Source organism: Cytophagaceae bacterium (genome assembly GCA_016722655.1).
GTDB lineage: Bacteria > Bacteroidota > Bacteroidia > Cytophagales > Spirosomataceae > Leadbetterella.
This window is the reverse complement of the sequence record JADKIR010000004.1, coordinates 851,670-869,194: the sequence shown is the minus strand read 5'-3', so window position 1 is coordinate 869,194 and position 17,525 is coordinate 851,670. Positions and strand designations below refer to the sequence as shown.

17 protein-coding genes are annotated in these 17,525 nt (G+C 36.1%); 7 read left to right on the top strand and 10 right to left on the bottom strand.

Annotated elements, in window-relative coordinates:
* The first annotated feature begins 192 nt into the window (after positions 1-192).
* Both IPP61_04375 and IPP61_04370 read left to right on the top strand, forming a co-directional pair.
* Positions 193-432: a DUF433 domain-containing protein gene (locus IPP61_04375; protein ID MBL0324407.1), complete on the top strand. Its 240-nt coding sequence runs from the start codon at positions 193-195 to the stop codon at positions 430-432.
* Positions 422-793, top strand: a complete 372-nt coding sequence (locus IPP61_04370) for a DUF5615 family PIN-like protein (protein ID MBL0324406.1) — start codon at positions 422-424, stop codon at positions 791-793. The genes IPP61_04375 and IPP61_04370 overlap by 11 nt, the downstream gene beginning before the upstream one ends.
* 11 nt (positions 794-804) lie before the next feature.
* Here IPP61_04370 and IPP61_04365 read toward each other — a convergent pair whose 3' ends face one another.
* From IPP61_04365 to IPP61_04355, 3 genes are all read right to left on the bottom strand, one after another.
* Positions 805-1,701 (bottom strand): EamA family transporter, encoded by an 897-nt coding sequence (locus IPP61_04365; protein ID MBL0324405.1) that lies wholly within the window; start codon positions 1,699-1,701, stop codon positions 805-807.
* Positions 1,702-1,780: 79 nt separating this feature from the next.
* Positions 1,781-4,117 (bottom strand): hypothetical protein, encoded by a 2,337-nt coding sequence (locus tag IPP61_04360; GenBank protein ID MBL0324404.1) that lies wholly within the window; start codon positions 4,115-4,117, stop codon positions 1,781-1,783.
* On the bottom strand, positions 4,092-5,078 hold the full coding sequence (locus IPP61_04355; GenBank protein ID MBL0324403.1) for a hypothetical protein: 987 nt from the start codon (positions 5,076-5,078) through the stop codon (positions 4,092-4,094). Before IPP61_04355 ends, IPP61_04360 begins: the two co-directional genes overlap by 26 nt.
* 65 nt (positions 5,079-5,143) lie before the next feature.
* On the opposite strand from IPP61_04355, the gene IPP61_04350 reads away from it, so the two are divergent.
* On the top strand, positions 5,144-6,973 hold the full coding sequence (locus IPP61_04350; protein MBL0324402.1) for an ABC transporter ATP-binding protein: 1,830 nt from the start codon (positions 5,144-5,146) through the stop codon (positions 6,971-6,973).
* A 114-nt stretch (positions 6,974-7,087) separates the two neighbouring features.
* Here the strand turns inward: IPP61_04350 and IPP61_04345 are convergent, their stop codons facing one another.
* From IPP61_04345 to IPP61_04325, 5 genes are read right to left on the bottom strand one after another with little or no spacing between them, the layout of a single operon-like run.
* Complete coding sequence (locus IPP61_04345; protein MBL0324401.1) at positions 7,088-7,978, bottom strand: carboxypeptidase-like regulatory domain-containing protein; 891 nt, start codon at positions 7,976-7,978, stop codon at positions 7,088-7,090.
* A gap of 30 nt (positions 7,979-8,008) precedes the next feature.
* On the bottom strand, positions 8,009-8,380 hold the full coding sequence (locus tag IPP61_04340) for a DUF423 domain-containing protein (GenBank protein MBL0324400.1): 372 nt from the start codon (positions 8,378-8,380) through the stop codon (positions 8,009-8,011).
* Between the two features lie 49 nt (positions 8,381-8,429).
* Entirely contained in the window at positions 8,430-9,101 is a 672-nt protein-coding gene (locus tag IPP61_04335; protein MBL0324399.1) for a YggS family pyridoxal phosphate-dependent enzyme, read from the bottom strand.
* Positions 9,098-10,345, bottom strand: a complete 1,248-nt coding sequence (pepT, locus tag IPP61_04330) for a peptidase T (protein ID MBL0324398.1) — start codon at positions 10,343-10,345, stop codon at positions 9,098-9,100. Before pepT ends, IPP61_04335 begins: the two co-directional genes overlap by 4 nt.
* On the bottom strand, positions 10,342-10,809 hold the full coding sequence (locus IPP61_04325; protein MBL0324397.1) for a nucleoside triphosphate pyrophosphohydrolase family protein: 468 nt from the start codon (positions 10,807-10,809) through the stop codon (positions 10,342-10,344). Before IPP61_04325 ends, pepT begins: the two co-directional genes overlap by 4 nt.
* A 133-nt stretch (positions 10,810-10,942) precedes the next feature.
* Between IPP61_04325 and IPP61_04320 the strand changes: the two genes are divergently transcribed.
* From IPP61_04320 to IPP61_04310, 3 genes are read left to right on the top strand one after another with little or no spacing between them, the layout of a single operon-like run.
* Complete coding sequence (locus IPP61_04320) at positions 10,943-11,575, top strand: hypothetical protein (protein MBL0324396.1); 633 nt, start codon at positions 10,943-10,945, stop codon at positions 11,573-11,575.
* Between the two features lie 57 nt (positions 11,576-11,632).
* Positions 11,633-12,754, top strand: coding sequence for a hypothetical protein (locus tag IPP61_04315; protein MBL0324395.1), 1,122 nt, complete (start codon positions 11,633-11,635; stop codon positions 12,752-12,754).
* A gap of 8 nt (positions 12,755-12,762) precedes the next feature.
* Positions 12,763-14,094, top strand: a complete 1,332-nt coding sequence (locus IPP61_04310; GenBank protein ID MBL0324394.1) for a dihydroorotase — start codon at positions 12,763-12,765, stop codon at positions 14,092-14,094.
* A gap of 16 nt (positions 14,095-14,110) precedes the next feature.
* Here the strand turns inward: IPP61_04310 and IPP61_04305 are convergent, their stop codons facing one another.
* Both IPP61_04305 and IPP61_04300 read right to left on the bottom strand, forming a co-directional pair.
* Positions 14,111-14,311 carry a hypothetical protein gene (locus tag IPP61_04305; protein MBL0324393.1) on the bottom strand — a complete coding sequence of 67 codons (201 nt, stop codon included), beginning with the start codon at positions 14,309-14,311 and terminating at the stop codon, positions 14,111-14,113.
* A gap of 141 nt (positions 14,312-14,452) precedes the next feature.
* Positions 14,453-15,682, bottom strand: coding sequence for a 4-hydroxy-3-methylbut-2-enyl diphosphate reductase (locus tag IPP61_04300; GenBank protein MBL0324392.1), 1,230 nt, complete (start codon positions 15,680-15,682; stop codon positions 14,453-14,455).
* A gap of 131 nt (positions 15,683-15,813) precedes the next feature.
* Here IPP61_04300 and IPP61_04295 point away from each other — a divergent pair, with 131 nt between their 5' ends.
* On the top strand, positions 15,814-17,514 hold the full coding sequence (locus IPP61_04295; GenBank protein MBL0324391.1) for a hypothetical protein: 1,701 nt from the start codon (positions 15,814-15,816) through the stop codon (positions 17,512-17,514).
* The last annotated feature ends 11 nt before the right edge of the window (positions 17,515-17,525 follow it).

Sequence of the window (17,525 nt, the reverse complement as noted above, 5' to 3'; positions counted from 1 at the left end):
AAAGGGGTGCAAATATAGGCATTTTGTCTGAAATTATAAAATTGTTTTTGAATATCAGTAGGTTAGGTATATTTTTAGTATTGTTTTTTTTCAGTTTTAAAAAAAATAGCAGAAATAAAGATTGACAATTGATTAGTGAAACATTATAGATGTTTTTTTTTCGTTTATTTTTGCATTGAAAAACAATTAATTATGGAAAATTATCTGGAAAGAATTACATTGGACAAAGAGGTTTGCGGTGGTAAACCTACCATAAGAAAAATGAGGTTTACTGTAAGTCAAATGCTGGAATTGCTTGCATCCGGAATGTCTTCTGCTGAGATTTTAGAAGATTATCCATTTATTGAGGAAGGAGATATCAAAGCAAGTCTTCAATATGCTGCAAAAATTGCCAATGCAAAAACATTGACGCCTTCGTCCAATGCAGCTTGATTCTTTGAATTTTTTGATTGATACACAACTCCCTCCTGTTTTAGCTGCATTTTTTAAAAGAAAGGGATTTGTTGCCATCCATACTTCTAGGGTAAAGGAAGGTGGAGAGTTTATGTCAGATTCCGAAATAATTTCTTACGCTATTGAAAACAATCTTATAATTGTAACCAAAGATAAAGACTTTGTAGATTGCTTTTTCACAAAAGGATTTCCACCAAAAATACTCCAACTCCAATTTGGAAATATTAAGAACAACGAATTAGTTGATTTATTAGAGCTTAATATACAATCAATTATCTCTTTGTTTTCCGAAGGAAATAACCTTATAATTTTTAGCCAAAACAATCTGGTTTCTTACTGAATTTGGATTTTTTAAAACAATTTCTCCCATGAAATCAAGGCAATAGCTAAAATCGCTAAAGCAATGCCAATGGTATTTAGTTTGGAAATTTTTTCTTTGAAAAAAATAATTGAAAACAAGGCAGAAACTGCTATCACTCCAATATTATAAACGGGATAAACAAAGGCCCCGCTATTTCCGAAATGTCCTAATGTCAAAATCAGAAAATAGAAAGAAAGGAAATTGGGAATTCCGAGTGAAATTGCTGCAATCAGGTTTTTAAGCTCAAGTTTTTCTTTTTTTGCAAAATAATTGTAGAGCAAAAGAAAAAGACCTCCCATTATAGCACCAAAAATCATCACTAAAGTAACCGGAATAGTACGGGAAGGATCAGCGATATATTTGATATTGAGATAGTTGATGGCAGTGTTGGTGATTCCATACATCAAAAATACCGCTAAGGCCAGCCCGCCGGTGGTGAGCCAGTTTGCTTGTTGTTGACCGGTATCACCACTTTTAAATGTGGCAATACCGATGGCCAATATGGCCAGAATCAACCCGAAATAGTTAAGCCCACTAAATTGAATTTCGCCGGTATTGAATACCAAAAGACTGAATAATACCGGGATTACCAAAGAAATATTATTGGCCAAGGAAGTGATCGTCATCCCGATTTTTTGGGTAGATGCACCACTCAGAATGAAAGTTATGATAAATCCAAATCCCAAAAGAAGCGAAAACCATACCCAGTTTTCAGCCAAAGGCATACTGAATTTCTGTCCGGCGGGCATTAGTATATATCCTGAAATAAAACATACCGGATAATTTAGGGCAATTGCCTGGGCGGTGTTGATGCCGTATTTCGGAAATATTCTGAAATTTACCAGTAACAGAACCGAGAATAAAATACTTAATATCAGATAGATCATAATTGGGATTTTTTGTCAGCCTGAGCCTGTCTTAGGCCCTTCAAGTTTAACACTTCGACTAGCTCAGTGTGACATTTTTTTACTTCATATAATTGGCATAAGTGATACACTCCTTCAGTATCATATCCTCGTATTTAGCATTTTGATATTTGCTTTTCAGGATACCGAAAAACTTACGGAATTTGGGCAATTCTTCCGCTGACATTTTAGCAAGATATGCCTCTTCCTGATTATAATCGGTAGGTCGATTTTTGTAGAATTTCACCCAATAGTTGTTCCGCTCACACAGTGCTCCGGCATAACATATTTTGGCTCCCAATTCAGTGTCAGGGTTTTTCTGGAGGGCTTTTTCGTAATATTTAAGTGCATTTTCGGTAGTGTAATAATCGCCCGAAAGTTCCTTGCTGTACTCCAGTTCCATCATGCTTTTATCGCGGTGGCTCAGGATCCAGGCCTGTCCAAAATAACTGAGATTATACAAATGATTGCCATATTCATACAAATCGGCAGCTGTTGCTGTTGAAGCATTGGCTCGGGCTTTCAAATGGGCCAGATAGTCGAGATATTCGTCCAATCGGGTAAGTTTGTTATTTTGCTCCAAAAACAGATCTTTGGCTTTGGTGTCAAAATACTCCGCCAGGGATTGTTCTTCTTTATATTTTTCAGAGATATTCCGGCTGGTTTTGGCAGCATTTATAAAGTCCTCCTTCTTCACATATGCTCGCACGAGAGCTAGATTTACAAAATCAGCTTTAATGCCTGACAAAGTCAAAAGTTTTTTATCGTTGGCACTGAGGTCTTTTTTGTTTAGAAAAGCCACGACTTTCTCTAAAAATGGTGCTGAACAAGTGTCAATCAAGTTTTCCGGATTGATTCCCAAATCATAATATTGCCCAGAAGTAGCTACATTAGCCGCTAAAAATGCCTTCAGGTTATCACCAACGGATTTTTTTGGTTTAGAACAAGAACTAAACCAGCCTCCTGAATTTGTTTCGGTAGTTTGATTGTAATAATTGGCCAGTTTATTACTCATTTTTACTAGCATATTGTTGTCTCTGAAGGTTTCGGTTTTAGTAAAACCCTCCAGGCTGGCCAGTAATTTCGTTTCGTTTTCGGGTGTACTTGGCAGGTCACTCAGTTCAAATTTCAAAAACTCAGCTTGCTTTTTGGTAACCGGATTTTTTGTATTGGCCAATTCCTCGAGAAGTTTTTGAGATTTTTCAGAGTCGTTTTTCAGATAATAAAAATATGCCGAAGATATTTTCCAGAAATCGGGATTAGTAACTTTTCCTTCTGACGACACATCTTCTGAGAATTCCAGCATTTTTTCGAGATAAGTTTTGCCTTCTTCTTCAGCCTCTTTTACTTTTTTTGGGTCAATATTGTAGTTTTCATCATAAAAATTTATTGTGTTGGAATATAAACTGGCATTTTTATCAGCAAAAAATACCATTTCATTTTTATTGATTTCCCGGGTAAAAATCAACTCCAACAGCTCGTTTTTCGGGTCGATTTTATAAAGTTCTTTGATGGTCTCGAGCCCGTCCTGATAAGGTTGAACGCCTCTCAGTGCGAGTACATTTGCTTTTTCTTTGTCGGTTTTCGCTAGTTTTAGGGCATTTTCAAAATGTGATGCATTAATACCTCTTACGCTCAAATCTGCCTGATATCTTTTTGAAGGAGCGTTGGCAAATACCTGAGCGAAAAGCAGTACAGCCCTTGCGGTGTCGCCGGTTCTTTTATAGCTACCCGCCACTCTGCTGAGAGCCCAGTCGCTAATAAAAGTTTTGGTTTTGAGGGTCAGACTGTATTTGTTGTATGCTTCGATGGCCATTTTATGGTATCCTGAGCGGTGCAAAAGTTTAACATGCTGAAACAAATATCTTTCTTTCAGGAAATCGTCTTTTGCCGACTTGAAACTTCTAAAAGCCGCATCGGCCTCAGTTTTGATGGCGACAGTATCAACTACAGGGTCTTCATCCCAATAATTTTCTTTAACAGGAATAAGTTTATCGGTTTTTTCTGCAAATATCAGGTAATCAGAGGCTTCCGGCTTGAATCCTTTGATGCTTTGGGCCAAAGCAGAAGTGCGGGTGTTGCCATAAAGTGCATCAAATACTGTCTTACGGTCAATTTTTTTTCCTAAATAATTATACCAGGCATCGGTATTTGCAGTCTCTTCGGTAGTTTCTTTTTTAGGTTGAGGTTGCTCAGAATAAAAGTACGGCTCCTCGTTGAGAAACATGCTGGAATAATAATAAGGTTTGGTCTCAGCAGGTGTATTGGCATTTTCAGGATAAAACAGGGAAAAATACTCAGCATAATCGTAAGGTGAAGGACCACAAGCCAATATCACCAATGTTCCTAAAATGACATGGGCTTTTTTAATTCTACTCAAACAGGGTTTTAGTTTCATAATTTTTCAGGCAGGTTTTATCAAGATGAAAAAGGATAATTGCAGTACTTTTTTGGTTTAATTTGCTTAATATTAGTTTTTTAATTTTTAAAACTTCGTCAAACTCAGGTTGTTCAAATTTCAGAACATCTCCTTTTCTGAGATGTACTCCACCGATTTGCCCTGATGATTTGCATTCGAAAATTAAGTCATTTTTTGTTTCTGACAAAAACGAAGCATTCTTAAGAATATTTAAAGAGATTTTCGGTAAAAATGCATGAAAAATTCCGCTTCTGTAAACTATGGTTTGAGAAAATATCGGCAGAGCGATTTTTAATGCCAAAGGGTATTTATTTAGTCGGTCCAAATAGGCCGAAACTGTGTGGGCATCAAATACGGAATTGATTTCAGAGTACTTTCGCCAGTCGCCGGTATTGTAAACCATCAGACTTCCCTCATCTGCCGGGGGTATGCCGGTCTTTTCAAAAAACTTAATTTGATGTAGTCGTATGGTTGCCGAAATTTTCCGACCCGTTTTTTCTTTGATTTTTTGCAAAAAATAAAAATATTTTGCTCTTGTACCTTCTGTCCAATCGCAATCCAGCTGAATTTCTTCGGGAAGTTTTCTTTTATTAAAATAATCAAAAATATTAATTGTAAGTCTATCAATTTGTTTAAAATCAGCAAATTGAAAGGTTCTATTGGTGATAAAAATTACCGGAACATAATCTTTGGGGCGTTGGTCTTTCCAGGTGATAATCTTAACAGGTTCAGGTTTACCATTTCTGAAATCTACATCAAATTCTCTGATATAAAGTTGTGAATTTGGGGTATTTTCAAGAGCTTTTTTTTCTGAACTATCAAGCTGGAAAGTAGTCTTCCAGAAATAAAAACCACCCTCAGACAATTTGACTTTTTTATTTTCCTGACAAGAAAAAAGGATAAAAAGAAGAAAAATGAGAAAAAAACGTTTTGATTTCATTTAAGGTATTTTCTCCAATCGAAATTATCGGCAAACCTAATCCAAAATTCGCTAATTTTGTCAAAATGAATATATATTTTAAAATACTAAAATTTGCCGGGAACATTCGCGGATTTTTACTTCCATTTATCATTGCTTCGCTTATCGCGGGTGTTTTCGGAGTATTAAATCTCGTTCTGCTCAAGCCCTTGTTGGATGTACTTTTTGGGCAGGTTTCGAGGGAAGTTTTACAGGAAATGGCTCAGAAACCCGCTCAGGATTTTCAGTTGGTGGACCAATTTGAGCGTTTTTTCGCCCAGACTGTACTTGAAGAGGGCAAAATGGGTGGACTCAAACTTGTGGTACTTACTATTTTGGTGGTAAGTCTGATCGGGAATTCAGCCAGATACCTGAGTATGAGGGTTTTGGAAAAATTTAAAACCGGTATGGTGGCCAATCTCCGACAAACAGTTTTCGAGCATACTTTAAGGCTACATCTGGGTTTTTTTACCAATGAAAAAAAAGGGGAGCTCATTTCCAGAATTACGACCGATGTGCAGGAAGTCGAAAATTCTATCGCCAATTCATTTTCAGCAGCCATTAAAGAACTCATTTTACTTGTGGCTTATCTTGTGGCTTTATTTGTTATTTCCTGGAAACTTACCCTATTTTCTTTGATTGTTATTCCGGTAACCGGGGCGTTTTTGGGTATAATTCTGAAAAGAATGCGACACAATGCAGGTGACAGTCAGCAGCGGCTCAGCAATCTGATGAGTATCATGGACGAGGCTTTTGGGAGTATGCGAGTGGTAAAGGCTTTTTTGGCTGAAAAATATATTTCAGGTAAGTTTTTTGAAGAAAATGACGCCTACCGTAGGTCAATGTATCGCTATGCCACCAAACGCGAAATGGCCAATCCGTTTTCAGAATTCATCGGGATCAGCATGGTGGCTTCTTTGCTGTATTTTGGGGGAAGTTTGATTTTGAGCCATGAAAGTGCTCTTTCAGCTTCTACTTTTATTGCATATATCGCACTTTTTTCACAGGTGGTGAGGCCCGCAAAAGAGATTTCTCAGGCTATAAGCACGGCACAGCGTGGTTTGGCTTCCGGGAAAAGAGTTTTGGATTTACTTGAGCAAAAATCTGATATAGAGAATGTGGCGGTTTCAAAATCAGAAGTGAGTTTTTCTGATAAAATAGCCTTTGAAAATGTGGATTTTAGTTATGATAAATCTACAGAGGTTTTGAAAAACATAAAAATCGAAATCAAAAAAGGGAAAATGGTGGCTTTGGTTGGGGCCTCGGGAAGCGGAAAATCGACTCTGGCCGATTTGGCTATACGATTTTTTGATCCTATCAATGGAAAGGTAAGTCTGGATGGTGTTTCTATGAAAGATATTTCGAAAGCTGACCTCCGGGGGCATATTGGGGTGGTGACTCAAGAGGCCATTTTGTATAATGATACAGTGTATAACAACATTGCTTTTGGCCGAAAAACGACGATGGAGGAAGTGAAAAATGCGGCCAAAATCGCCAATGCTTTGGAATTTATCGAAGCCATGCCTGAAGGGTTTAATACTTCGGTGGGCGACCGTGGCTCCAAGCTCAGCGGCGGACAAAGACAGAGGATATCGATTGCCAGAGCTATTTTGAAAAATCCGCCAATTTTGATTTTGGATGAGGCCACATCGGCCCTGGATACCGAGTCGGAAAGGCTTGTGCAAGAGGCACTTACGCAACTAATGAAAGACCGAACCAGCCTAGTTATTGCCCATCGTCTTAGTACTATTCAGGCCGCCGATGTGATATATGTTGTTCAAAACGGACAAGTAGTCGAGCAAGGTTCACACGCCGACTTGATTGCCCTTGATGGCGGTTATTACAAGAAATTGGTAAGTATGCAGGAGATACAATAGGAGGGATACTAAATATTTTTTTCATCAATAAAAATATCTGGAATTAAGAGTTTGTCATCACCGTTTTTGTTCATTTTTTTAAAGGATTTTTGCCTATTTTCTCTTTTTTCATTTTTATTTTCTAGAATTATTCTTTTTTTCATGATGATTAAAAGTTTTAGACAAACCAAAAGTTAATTCGTTAAAAGTACTAATGTTATTAAATCTTATAAATGAGCCAAATTTTTTAAAATCCCTTTCAAGATTAAAATTAATTTCTTTGTAATTTTTATAAAATGAAATTTTACCACTTAAACCTAACCATAAAGGTTTTTTTGGATATAATCTAAATCCTAATGTAGGTCCTAATCGATATTGAAGGTCGTTTTTTTCAATTTTTAATCTACTAATTCCGACTATTAAACCTAATTTATTAAAGTTTAAATTGGTTTCCAAACCAGCAGTAGTTGACTTAAATTCATCTTGAAATTTTAGATTTTTTAATGAAAATATTATGTCTGAATTAAAATCACAAGATTCAAAAAGATGGTATAAACCAATATTTCCAACTAGTAAGCTATTCTTTTTAAAATTACTTTGATATCCTATAGATGATTTTAAAACTGGAAAACTTTTGATTGGAGGAGGAGGTAAATCAATTTGTCCACCAATTGGTGTAGAAAATATACCGGACATTAAAGAAAAGCTCCATTGGCTATAATCAAACCAATCTATATTACAACTTTCTCTCAAGATAACCTCTATTCTATCTCTCCCCTTAAGTTCAATTTCTTTTGGTTCAAATCCAACGAATGAAAAAACAATTGTTGAATTTAAATCCTTTACTGACAAAATAAATTCACCTGACATATTTGTTAAACAACCATTTTGAGTGCCTTTCTCCTGTATTATTACCCCAGGAATGGGCAATTTGTCGGATTTAGAAATGACTATTCCACTTACAATTTCTTGGCAAAAGGAATTTAATGGAAGGAGAAATATCAATATGATTTTTAGAATTTTCATTTTTGTGATGGAAATAAAAGAAAAATAAAATCATTTTTTACCCACACCCCAAAACAGTGATAACCAGGAAAGTATCATTAAAGTGCCACCTATGGGAGCCACAGCTCCAAATGCCTTTATTCCTGTAAAACAGATGGTAAAAATGCTTCCTGCGAAAATGATGACTCCGGCTGTCATACCACTACCTGCATATTTTAGCCATTTGTTAGAATATTTTTCCTGAATTATCCCAATGAGAATAATGCCCAAAGCATGATAAAAAAGGTATTTAACGGCAGTTTCAAAAGTATCGGTTCGGCCCGAATCTTCCAAAAATGACTTTAAAGCATGAGCTCCAAATGCTCCAAAACTTACGCCAATCGCCCCCAAAATCGCCCCTATTTTTATTAATGTATTGTTCATGATATATTATTAGTTTGTTGAAAATCAGAATTTTATTTGCAAATATAAATCACCCTCTGCTCCCAAAAATCGAGCTCCCTATTCTGACCATAGTAGAGCCTTCCTCTATCGCTATTTTCCAATCACCGCTCATACCCATCGAAATCTCGGTAAAATGCTCAAAACCAGCTTTTTGGAATTCATCTTTATATTTTTCAAAAATATTTTTCAAAGATTTGAATTCAGCTCTCACCACGCTCATATCATCCGTAAAAGTACTCATTCCCATCAATCCTCTAAGGTCAATATTTTTCAGGTCTTTCAATTCATTGCTTTTCAATATTTCTGAAAGCTCCTCTTCGTCCATGCCAGTTTTGGTATCTTCCTGAGCGATATGTATTTGCAGCAAACACGGTATTATTCTTTGATTTTTAAGGGCTTGCTTATTGATTTCTTTCAAAAGTTTAAAACTATCCACCGAATGAATCAAACTTACAATCGGGGCGATGTACTTCACTTTGTTGCTTTGCAAATGACCGATAAAATTCCACTCAATGTCTTTTGGTAGTATTTCCGCCTTTTCGACCATTTCCTGTACATAATTTTCCCCGAAAATCTTGTGTCCGCTATCATAGACTTCCTTAAGAAGAGCAGCTGGCTTTAATTTGGATACCGCCACCAGGGTAACATTTTCGGGCAATTGATTTTGGATTTTTCGTGTGTTTTCTGCTACTTCACTCATGCTTTTTCTTCGTATATTTTACAAATATTCACTATCACTTCAGCCGCTTTAAGCATATCCTGCACCGAAACCCACTCCAGTTTGGAATGGAAAGCGTGTTCTCCGGCAAAAATATTGGGGCAGGGGAGACCCATAAATGAAAGTCTTGAGCCATCTGTACCACCTCTGATACTTTGCAATTTTGGATTTAAGCCCGACCTTTTTATTGCTTCCAGTGCGTTTTCGGTCACATCAGGATACTGGTCCAGAATTACCTTCATATTGCGGTATTGTTGCTTAACCACAAAGTCCATTTTGGCTTCGGGATATTTTTTCAATACCTTTTCAGTAATATTTTTTAAAAAATCTTCTTTTTCCAAAAGTCCTTTTTCATCAAAATCTCTGATGATAAAATGCAAAGAGCAAGTTTCCTGGCCGCCTTTTAGATCAGTAGGATGGATAAAGCCTTCTTTACCTTCGGTGGTTTCGGGTGAAAGGCTATCTTTGGGAAGCTCAGCTATAATTTCACAGGCAATCTTGATGGCGTTGACCAGTTTGTTTTTTCCAAAACCCGGATGTGCACTCACGCCATGAATAGTGATTTCCACACCATCCGCCGAAAAAGTTTCGTTTTCCAGCGATCCAAGTGTTTCACCATCAATGGTATAACCAAAATCTGCTCCTAATTTTTTGAGGTCCACTTTATCAGTTCCACGACCAATTTCTTCATCAGGGGTAAACAGAATTTTTATATCTCCATGCTTGATTTCGGGATTTTTTATCAGAAATTCTACAGCGGTCATTATAGCTGCCAGACCGGCTTTATTATCGGCTCCTAAAAGCGTGGTTCCGCTTGCGGTGATGATATCGTTGCCGATTTGGTCTTTCAGGTCGGGATGTTCACCGGGTTTTATTATCTGTGTGGGGTCATCGGGCAACACTATATCATTTCCCTTGTAATTTTCATGGATAATCGGCTTAACACCGGTACCTGAGCAGTCAGGTGCGGTATCCATATGACTGCAAAACATGATTTTTGGGATATTTTTTTTCTCTGAATTGCCTTTAATAGTGGCATATATGTAGCAATACTCATCAAGTTCGACTTCATTTACCCCCAAATCCTGCAATTCTCGGATCAAGACTTTTGCCAGATCAAACTGTTTATTGGTGCTGGGATAAGTTTCAGAAAATTGATCTGACTGCGTATCAATTTGTACGTATTTTAGAAATCTTTCGGTCAAAGATTCTTTCAGATTTTTCATTTTTCAATGATAGATTTCAGGTCAGCAGGTGAGTAATTCACATTTTTAAGGGTTTTGTTATCCCCTTTTCTATAAACTAAATATCTGTCGCCGTCTTGTTTGTAATAGCATTCGGTTCCTTTGGCTTCATAATGCTTCACAGTAGCTTCTGCTTCTTCAATTGTGGCACATGCTTTACTCATATTTGATCTTTGCACCTCATCAAATAACTCTCTGAATTTTTCGCCCAGACCAAATTCCAGAACCGCCCCTGACAACACATATTGGATATCACATAGGGCATCGGCTATTTCTACAATGTCATTGTCTTCGATGGCTTGCTGCAGTTCTTTAAGTTCTTCCGATAATAATTCAACTCTAAGTTCGCAACGCTTTGGAGCAGGAATGATTGGTTTTTTTTCTATAGGATGATGAAAAGTAGTATGAAAATCAGCCACTTGGTTCAGGCAATCTAGAGCTTCCATTAAATTATAAGTTTTTGAATGAAAAAATAATTAACCGTAAAATAAATATTCATTAGAAATATCTTGCAAAGTTGTTCAATTTTGAATAATATTGCTACAAATCTAGAAGTCAATAAATCTTAATTTTAAAATTATGAACAAATTATTCAAGCTACTTTCTATTTTAACAATAGCGGTATCTGTTTCTATGTGGTCTTGTAAAGGCGATCCCGGCGTAAATGGTATAGATGGTGCAAAAGGTGAGAAAGGTGATACTGGTGCAACTGGAACCACTGGTGCTGCGGGTAAAGATGGTACAAATGGTACAAATGGTACAAATGGTAAAGATGGAAATGCTAATGTAAAAAGCTTTACTGCTACCATAAAAGCCTCAGAATGGAAAGAGGTTGATGTTACGGGTATCGGTAGTGGTGTTACCAGCAAATGGGGTGGTGCTACTATTAAAAATGAGTTGATTGCTGCTGACAAATTTGTAATGATATTTGTGAAACAAGGCGAATTATTCAAAGCACTTCCTATTACTTATACTAAAGATATGGACAACTCACTTGAGCGTCTTGATTATGGTTACAAAACCGGACAAGCTGAAATTTATTACAGATATCAGAGTCAATTCTTTGGAGGTACTGCAGTTTTCGCACCAACTACTGATCTAACTTTCGAAGTAGTTTGTACTGAGAAGACTATTCAGGGTGCCCTTGAAAAAAGTGGTGTAAATATGAAAGATTATGATGCAGTTATGAATTTTCTTAACCGTAGCTTATAATTTAGTAGTTAAATAATATTTTTAGCCCTTCTCCAACGAGAGGGGCTTTTTTTTAAAATGAGAAATCGGAAAGTCCTACTTCTGCTAGTTTTTCTAACTTTTATATGTTCTGCTGAAGCCCAGTTTTTTGAAGATATAAAAAGTAAAGAAATTGCTCAAAAAGGCCTCGATTTACTATATAATCAAGAGTTTGAAGATGCTGCTATTGTTTTTCAGACTGTGAAAAACCGCTATCCGTATCATCCGGTGAAGCACTTGATAAGTGCACTAGAAATAGAATGGAGATACCTGCCAATTGACAAAAATCCAGAACAACAAAAAAGATATTTATCTGAGCTCGAAAAGAGCATAACTGCAGCAAGAAACTTATATAAAATACCCGAATACAAGAAAGAAGCCACTTTTTTTCTTTTGGCTGCTTACGGTTTTACTGCACTCATTTATAATTACAGAAGTGATTACATTGCTTCTGCAAAAGTGGCTCAAAAAGCATATTCTTATTTTGTAGAAAGTAAAAAATACCGCGACGATAACCCCGAATTTCTTTTTCCTCTGGGTCTTTATAATTATTACCGGATTCAATATCCCGAAGACCACCCTATTACAAAGCCATTATTAGTGTTCTTTGAAAATGGAAACAAAAAACAAGGTTTAAATGATCTTGAGACTTCCATCAGGACATCGCTTTTTAGTAAAGTAGAATCCAACTTATATCTGGCCAATATCTATATTAATTATGAATCAAACTTTAAAAGGGCTCTGCAAATATCAAAAGCTTTGAGTTTAAAATATCCCCAAAATGATATTTACAGAATAAAATATGTTGAATGCCTTTTGCTCAACCATCAGTATGAAGAGGCAATAGAGGTCAATAAAAAGTACTTTAAAAAAAATCTGGAAATAGTAGAATTATCACAAACAACTTTTGAAGGCTTTTTACAGGAACATCATTACCAAAATCTCAATCTGGCTTTGAGTAGCTATGCCAGGGTTTTGAAGTTTAGCCCTGAAGAGCGTTTTACAAAAGAATACCGAAGTATGGCCTATCTTGGGATGGCAAGAATATTTAAAGCCCAAAATAACCCTGCAAAAGCTAAATTGTTCTATAAAGAATGCCTGAAAAACACAGGCTACAATTGGATTAAAAAAGCAGCTAATATTGAATTAAAAAGCCTCTAGTTGGAATTATGAGTACGATATTAATAAAAAATGCAAATATTGTAAATGAAGGAAAAATTTTCCCTTCTGACTTATTTATTAAAAATGGTTTTATTGAAAAAATAGGCGACCTGGATCTTAGTGCAGATCAGGTTATCGATGCCATGGGAAAATACTTGTTTCCAGGAGTTATTGATGATCAGGTGCACTTCAGAGAGCCGGGATTGACACATAAAGCAAATATCGCCACCGAATCAAAGGCTGCTTTGGCTGGAGGTACAACTAGCTTTATGGAGATGCCTAACACCGTACCCAATACACTCACACAAGGACTATTGGAGGAAAAATACCAGATTGCAGCTGAAAATTCCTGGGTCAATTATTCGTTTTTTATGGGTGGCTCCAACAACAACTACGATGAAGCAATGAAAACCGACCTGAAAAATGTATGTGGACTGAAATTATTTATGGGTAGCTCTACTGGCAATATGCTCGTTGATAATCCCAATACCCTAGATAAAATTTTCTCTAATTTCGCCGGTTTGATTGCTACCCATTGTGAAGACGAAGCCACTGTGAAGGCCAATTTAGAATTTTATAAAGAAAAATACCAAAACAAAGACATACCCTATGATATTCATGCTTTGATCAGAAATGAGGAGGCTTGCTACAAATCATCTTCTATGGCTGTAAATTTGGCCAAAAAATATGACACCAGATTACACATTCTACATATTTCAACAACTGAAGAATTAGAACTTTTTTCAAACGATATTCCACTATCTCAAAAGCATCTTACTTCTGAAGTATGCGTTCACCATCTATTTTTTGATGCCGAAGATTATAAAAAGCAAGGCGTAAACATCAAATGTAATCCTGCTATTAAACACAACCATCGGGAGTCCTTATTGGAAGGTCTGCTTGACAATCATCTAGATATCATTGCTACCGACCATGCTCCACACACCTGGGAGGAGAAATCTCAGGACTACTGGTCGGCACCCTCGGGATTACCTTTGGTGCAACACAGTTTGCAAATTATGCTTGATTTTTACCAAAAAGGAAAAATCTCGCTTGAAAAAATAGTTGAGAAAATGTGTCATGCTCCGGCTGAATGCTTCAAAGTTAACCGTCGGGGATATATAAGAGAAGGATATTGGGCTGACCTTGTTCTGGTTGATTTAAATAAATCATACACCGTTGACAAAGACAACATCCTTTACAAATGCGGCTGGTCTCCGTTAGAAGGGGTCATGTTTGGTAGCTCGATTTCTAAAACAATAGTATCAGGTGAACTACTTTTTGACGAAGGACAATTCCTGCCTAAAAAATCAGGAAAAAGGCTACAATTTGACAGGTAAATCAGGATTGAAATATTCAGGCAATTGCCAACTGTTTTCTCCTAAAAACTTTGTTCAGAATAGCATTGTATATTTTGCCAAATTTCTCGTAACACCAATTTTTTAATTCTTTTATTTCTATAGGAAGCAATTCTTTTATACCTTTTTTTAACTCTTTTTCAAACAATTTTTTGTCGAAACTTACTTTTTCCAGTATCATTTTAACGTATTCCAACATATTCATGGGCGTAACAGTTTATGTACTTTTCTAACGAAAACTATGAATAATTATTGAATTATCAAATTAAAACGAATCATTTTTTTTACAAAAAACCAGAAACTGTCGCCCAATTTGGTTTTTTACAAGATAAAAAAATAATTACTTCAGTTCCAGGATTTTTTGAGAAATCATTTCATTAGATATTTCAAAAAATGATAGAAGCTTTACCATTACTTCTTCAAAAATTGAGTCTGGGCATGATGCCCCACAGGTTAAAGAAACGGTAATCTGTGATTTTTCTGGTAGAAAGGTAGTTTCGAAAATTTCTGATTTTTTATGGATGTCAAATGATGAAACTGAAGTTTTCGAATTCAGACAGTCTGCATTTCTTATAAAGTAAGTTGGCATTTTTTGTACTAAAAGCTCAACAAGGTGGGTAGTATTGGAGCTATTGTATCCCCCAACTACGACAGCAATATCGGCAGGTGTTTGCATAAGACCGTAGGTTGCTTCCTGGTTGTCATTGGTCGCATAACACAGCGTGTCGCGTGTATTAGCAAAATATGCCTGCGATTCAAGCTCAGAAATATTCCGGTAAGCAATTATCTGTTCTTTCAGGTAGTCAGCTATGGCTTGAGTTTCAGTGGCCAGCATAGTTGTTTGGTTTACTACTCCAATCCTTTCAAGGTCTTTCTGAGGGTCAAAATTCACAGAATATTTTCCGGAAAACTCTTCAAAAAACTGTTCTGATGTTTTTTCTTTTCTGATATAAAAGGCTAGTTTTTGGGCATCAGCCATATCTTTAACCACTACAGTGGGTGTATTTTCTTTACTATGTGAAAACGTAGCTCTGGTTTCTTCATGTTCGGGCTTTCCATGCACGATAATAGAATAGCCTCTTTCGCCAATCTGTGCAGCCCTGTTCCAAACTTTTTCGACAAATGGGCAGGTAGTATCGTATTGATAAGGATTTATGCCTTTTTCTGAAAGTTCTTTTTGAAGTTCTACTGTGGTGCCAAAAGCCGGGACAATCACAATATCCTCTTTCTGTAATGTATCAAAATCAATAAGTTTGTTGCCTCTGGTATCCATCAAAAACTTTACACCTCTTGATAATAAGTCGGCATTTACTTCTGGATTGTGAATCATTTCGCTAAGAAGAAATATCCTTTTCTGAGGGTGTTCTGCCAGAGTCTTATATGCTATTTCAACTGCATTTTCAACACCATAACAAAATCCGAAATGTCTGGAAAGCAGTATTTTAATATTTCCAAAATCAAGTTCGGTTGGGCTAAAGTCTTTCTTTAGTTTATCATTAGCTCTCCTTACCTGTTTGATTGTTGTGATCAGATTGCTCTTATATATTTCGGGGATATCAAAACTTTTCATATTTTATTATTTAACCACATACATGTATTTTTAACCTTATGCTATGTAGTATTGTTCCAAAATTATCAATTAATACCTTCAAAAGAAAAATAATATTTACTTTTGCCTTTCTTTTAACAAAAAAATAAAAAGTGCGAAAACTACTCTCTGGATTTATTCTACTCACCGGTTTTTGGATTTCAAACCGTTCTTTCTCACAAAGTGTTTTTTTGAATAACGATTCGCATCAGGCTGCAATAATAGAAAGACTTGAGGTGAAAAGGGGAGTATTGAGCAATACGTTTCATGATAATGCCAAACCATTTTCGAGGGAAGCTATTGTGAAATATTTTTCCGGCCACGATACATCTTTTACCAATCATATTTCGAAAGTCGACCTGGCCAATATCAGATATTTATTGGCAGATAGTTGGGAACATATTCCTGAAGCAGAAGCAGACACTTTTAACAATAAGCGGCGATTATTTAAACATTTTTTTAAAGAAAAATCAGATTTTTACTATTATAAAAATGATGACTTTGACGTTCATGTCAATCCAATTTTTCATTTTATGTATGGTTCTGACAGTCAGGTAGGCGATCTGAAATCCAAGGACTTATTTATAAACACCCGAGGGGTCGAAATCAGAGGCAGGGTAAATAAAAAGCTGGGTTTTTATACCATGATTACAGAAAATCAAATGGCCAGCCCTAATTACATCGTAAATTTCTATAAATTGTATAAAGGATACCCATATCAGTCTTTGGTAAAGCCAAAAGACGAAGATACTAGAAATTTGCAGGTTGACTTTTTTTCAGCTATAGGCTACATAACGTTTAAACCAATGAAAAGCCTGACCATGAGTTTTGGTCATGACCGTAACTTTATTGGATCAGGTATAAGGTCAATGGTATTGAGTGATTTCAGCTCGCCCTATTTACAATTGAAATCGGAACTAAAACTGGGTAAAATGCAATATTTGTCGATTTTGGGACAAATGACCAATACACAAATACCTAACCCATTGAACAGCCTTTTGACATATCCTCCGAAATACCTTGCTTTTCATCATCTGAATTTTAATATTGGGAAAAATCTAAACCTGGGGCTTTTTGAATCAGTGATGTATGGAAAGCGTGATTTTGGATTTGAATTTAATTACCTCAATCCTGTTATTTTTTACCGCTGGATCGAAGGAAATATAGGGAGCTCAGACAATGCATTTGTAGGAGCCGATTTTAAATTAAACGCACTTAAAACGCTTAGCTTTTACGGACAATATTTTTTGGATGAGTATAATTCAAAAGAATTTAAGAAAGAGGGGTGGTGGGCCAAAAAATATTCCTGGCAGCTTGGAGGAAAGTATATCGATGTTTTTACCATAGAAAATCTTGATTTTCAGTTTGAGCATAACAGAGCCAGACCATATATTTACTCTCATTTCACGACCTACACCAATTATGTCAATTATAGTACACCATTGGCCCATCCATTGGGAGCCAATTTTAAAGAATCCATAATGACAATTAAATATCAACCATTATCCAAACTGTTTTTTTCTGCTACAGCCATGTATGCTATGCGGGGTGATGACAAAGACTCTGTCAATTATGGAAGTAACCTTTTGACAAGTAATCGAGTGGGAAGGGGTAGTGACTATAACAACTTTATTGGACAGGGATTGAAAAACCAATTAAAACACCATGAAGTAGCTCTGAGTTTCATGCCATACCATAATCTGTTTTTTGATTTTGTATATCAAAGAAGAAAAGATGTTTATCAATCCAAACCCGAAACAATATTTTACGTGGCTTTGAGGTTAAACATGGCAAGAAGAAATATGATTTTCTAAATAAAAAAAAA

What these genes read in the sequence shown, in the direction of transcription:
- IPP61_04375 (MBL0324407.1), top strand. Translation starts at nt 193, where the DNA reads ATGGAAAATTATCTGGAAAGAATTACATTGGACAAAGAGGTTTGCGGT.
- IPP61_04370 (MBL0324406.1), top strand. Translation starts at nt 422, where the DNA reads ATGCAGCTTGATTCTTTGAATTTTTTGATTGATACACAACTCCCTCCT.
- IPP61_04365 (MBL0324405.1), bottom strand. Translation starts at nt 1,701, where the DNA reads ATGATCTATCTGATATTAAGTATTTTATTCTCGGTTCTGTTACTGGTA.
- IPP61_04360 (MBL0324404.1), bottom strand. Translation starts at nt 4,117, where the DNA reads ATGAAACTAAAACCCTGTTTGAGTAGAATTAAAAAAGCCCATGTCATT.
- IPP61_04355 (MBL0324403.1), bottom strand. Translation starts at nt 5,078, where the DNA reads ATGAAATCAAAACGTTTTTTTCTCATTTTTCTTCTTTTTATCCTTTTT.
- IPP61_04350 (MBL0324402.1), top strand. Translation starts at nt 5,144, where the DNA reads ATGAATATATATTTTAAAATACTAAAATTTGCCGGGAACATTCGCGGA.
- IPP61_04345 (MBL0324401.1), bottom strand. Translation starts at nt 7,978, where the DNA reads ATGAAAATTCTAAAAATCATATTGATATTTCTCCTTCCATTAAATTCC.
- IPP61_04340 (MBL0324400.1), bottom strand. Translation starts at nt 8,380, where the DNA reads ATGAACAATACATTAATAAAAATAGGGGCGATTTTGGGGGCGATTGGC.
- IPP61_04335 (MBL0324399.1), bottom strand. Translation starts at nt 9,101, where the DNA reads ATGAGTGAAGTAGCAGAAAACACACGAAAAATCCAAAATCAATTGCCC.
- pepT (MBL0324398.1), bottom strand. Translation starts at nt 10,345, where the DNA reads ATGAAAAATCTGAAAGAATCTTTGACCGAAAGATTTCTAAAATACGTA.
- IPP61_04325 (MBL0324397.1), bottom strand. Translation starts at nt 10,809, where the DNA reads ATGGAAGCTCTAGATTGCCTGAACCAAGTGGCTGATTTTCATACTACT.
- IPP61_04320 (MBL0324396.1), top strand. Translation starts at nt 10,943, where the DNA reads ATGAACAAATTATTCAAGCTACTTTCTATTTTAACAATAGCGGTATCT.
- IPP61_04315 (MBL0324395.1), top strand. Translation starts at nt 11,633, where the DNA reads ATGAGAAATCGGAAAGTCCTACTTCTGCTAGTTTTTCTAACTTTTATA.
- IPP61_04310 (MBL0324394.1), top strand. Translation starts at nt 12,763, where the DNA reads ATGAGTACGATATTAATAAAAAATGCAAATATTGTAAATGAAGGAAAA.
- IPP61_04305 (MBL0324393.1), bottom strand. Translation starts at nt 14,311, where the DNA reads ATGTTGGAATACGTTAAAATGATACTGGAAAAAGTAAGTTTCGACAAA.
- IPP61_04300 (MBL0324392.1), bottom strand. Translation starts at nt 15,682, where the DNA reads ATGAAAAGTTTTGATATCCCCGAAATATATAAGAGCAATCTGATCACA.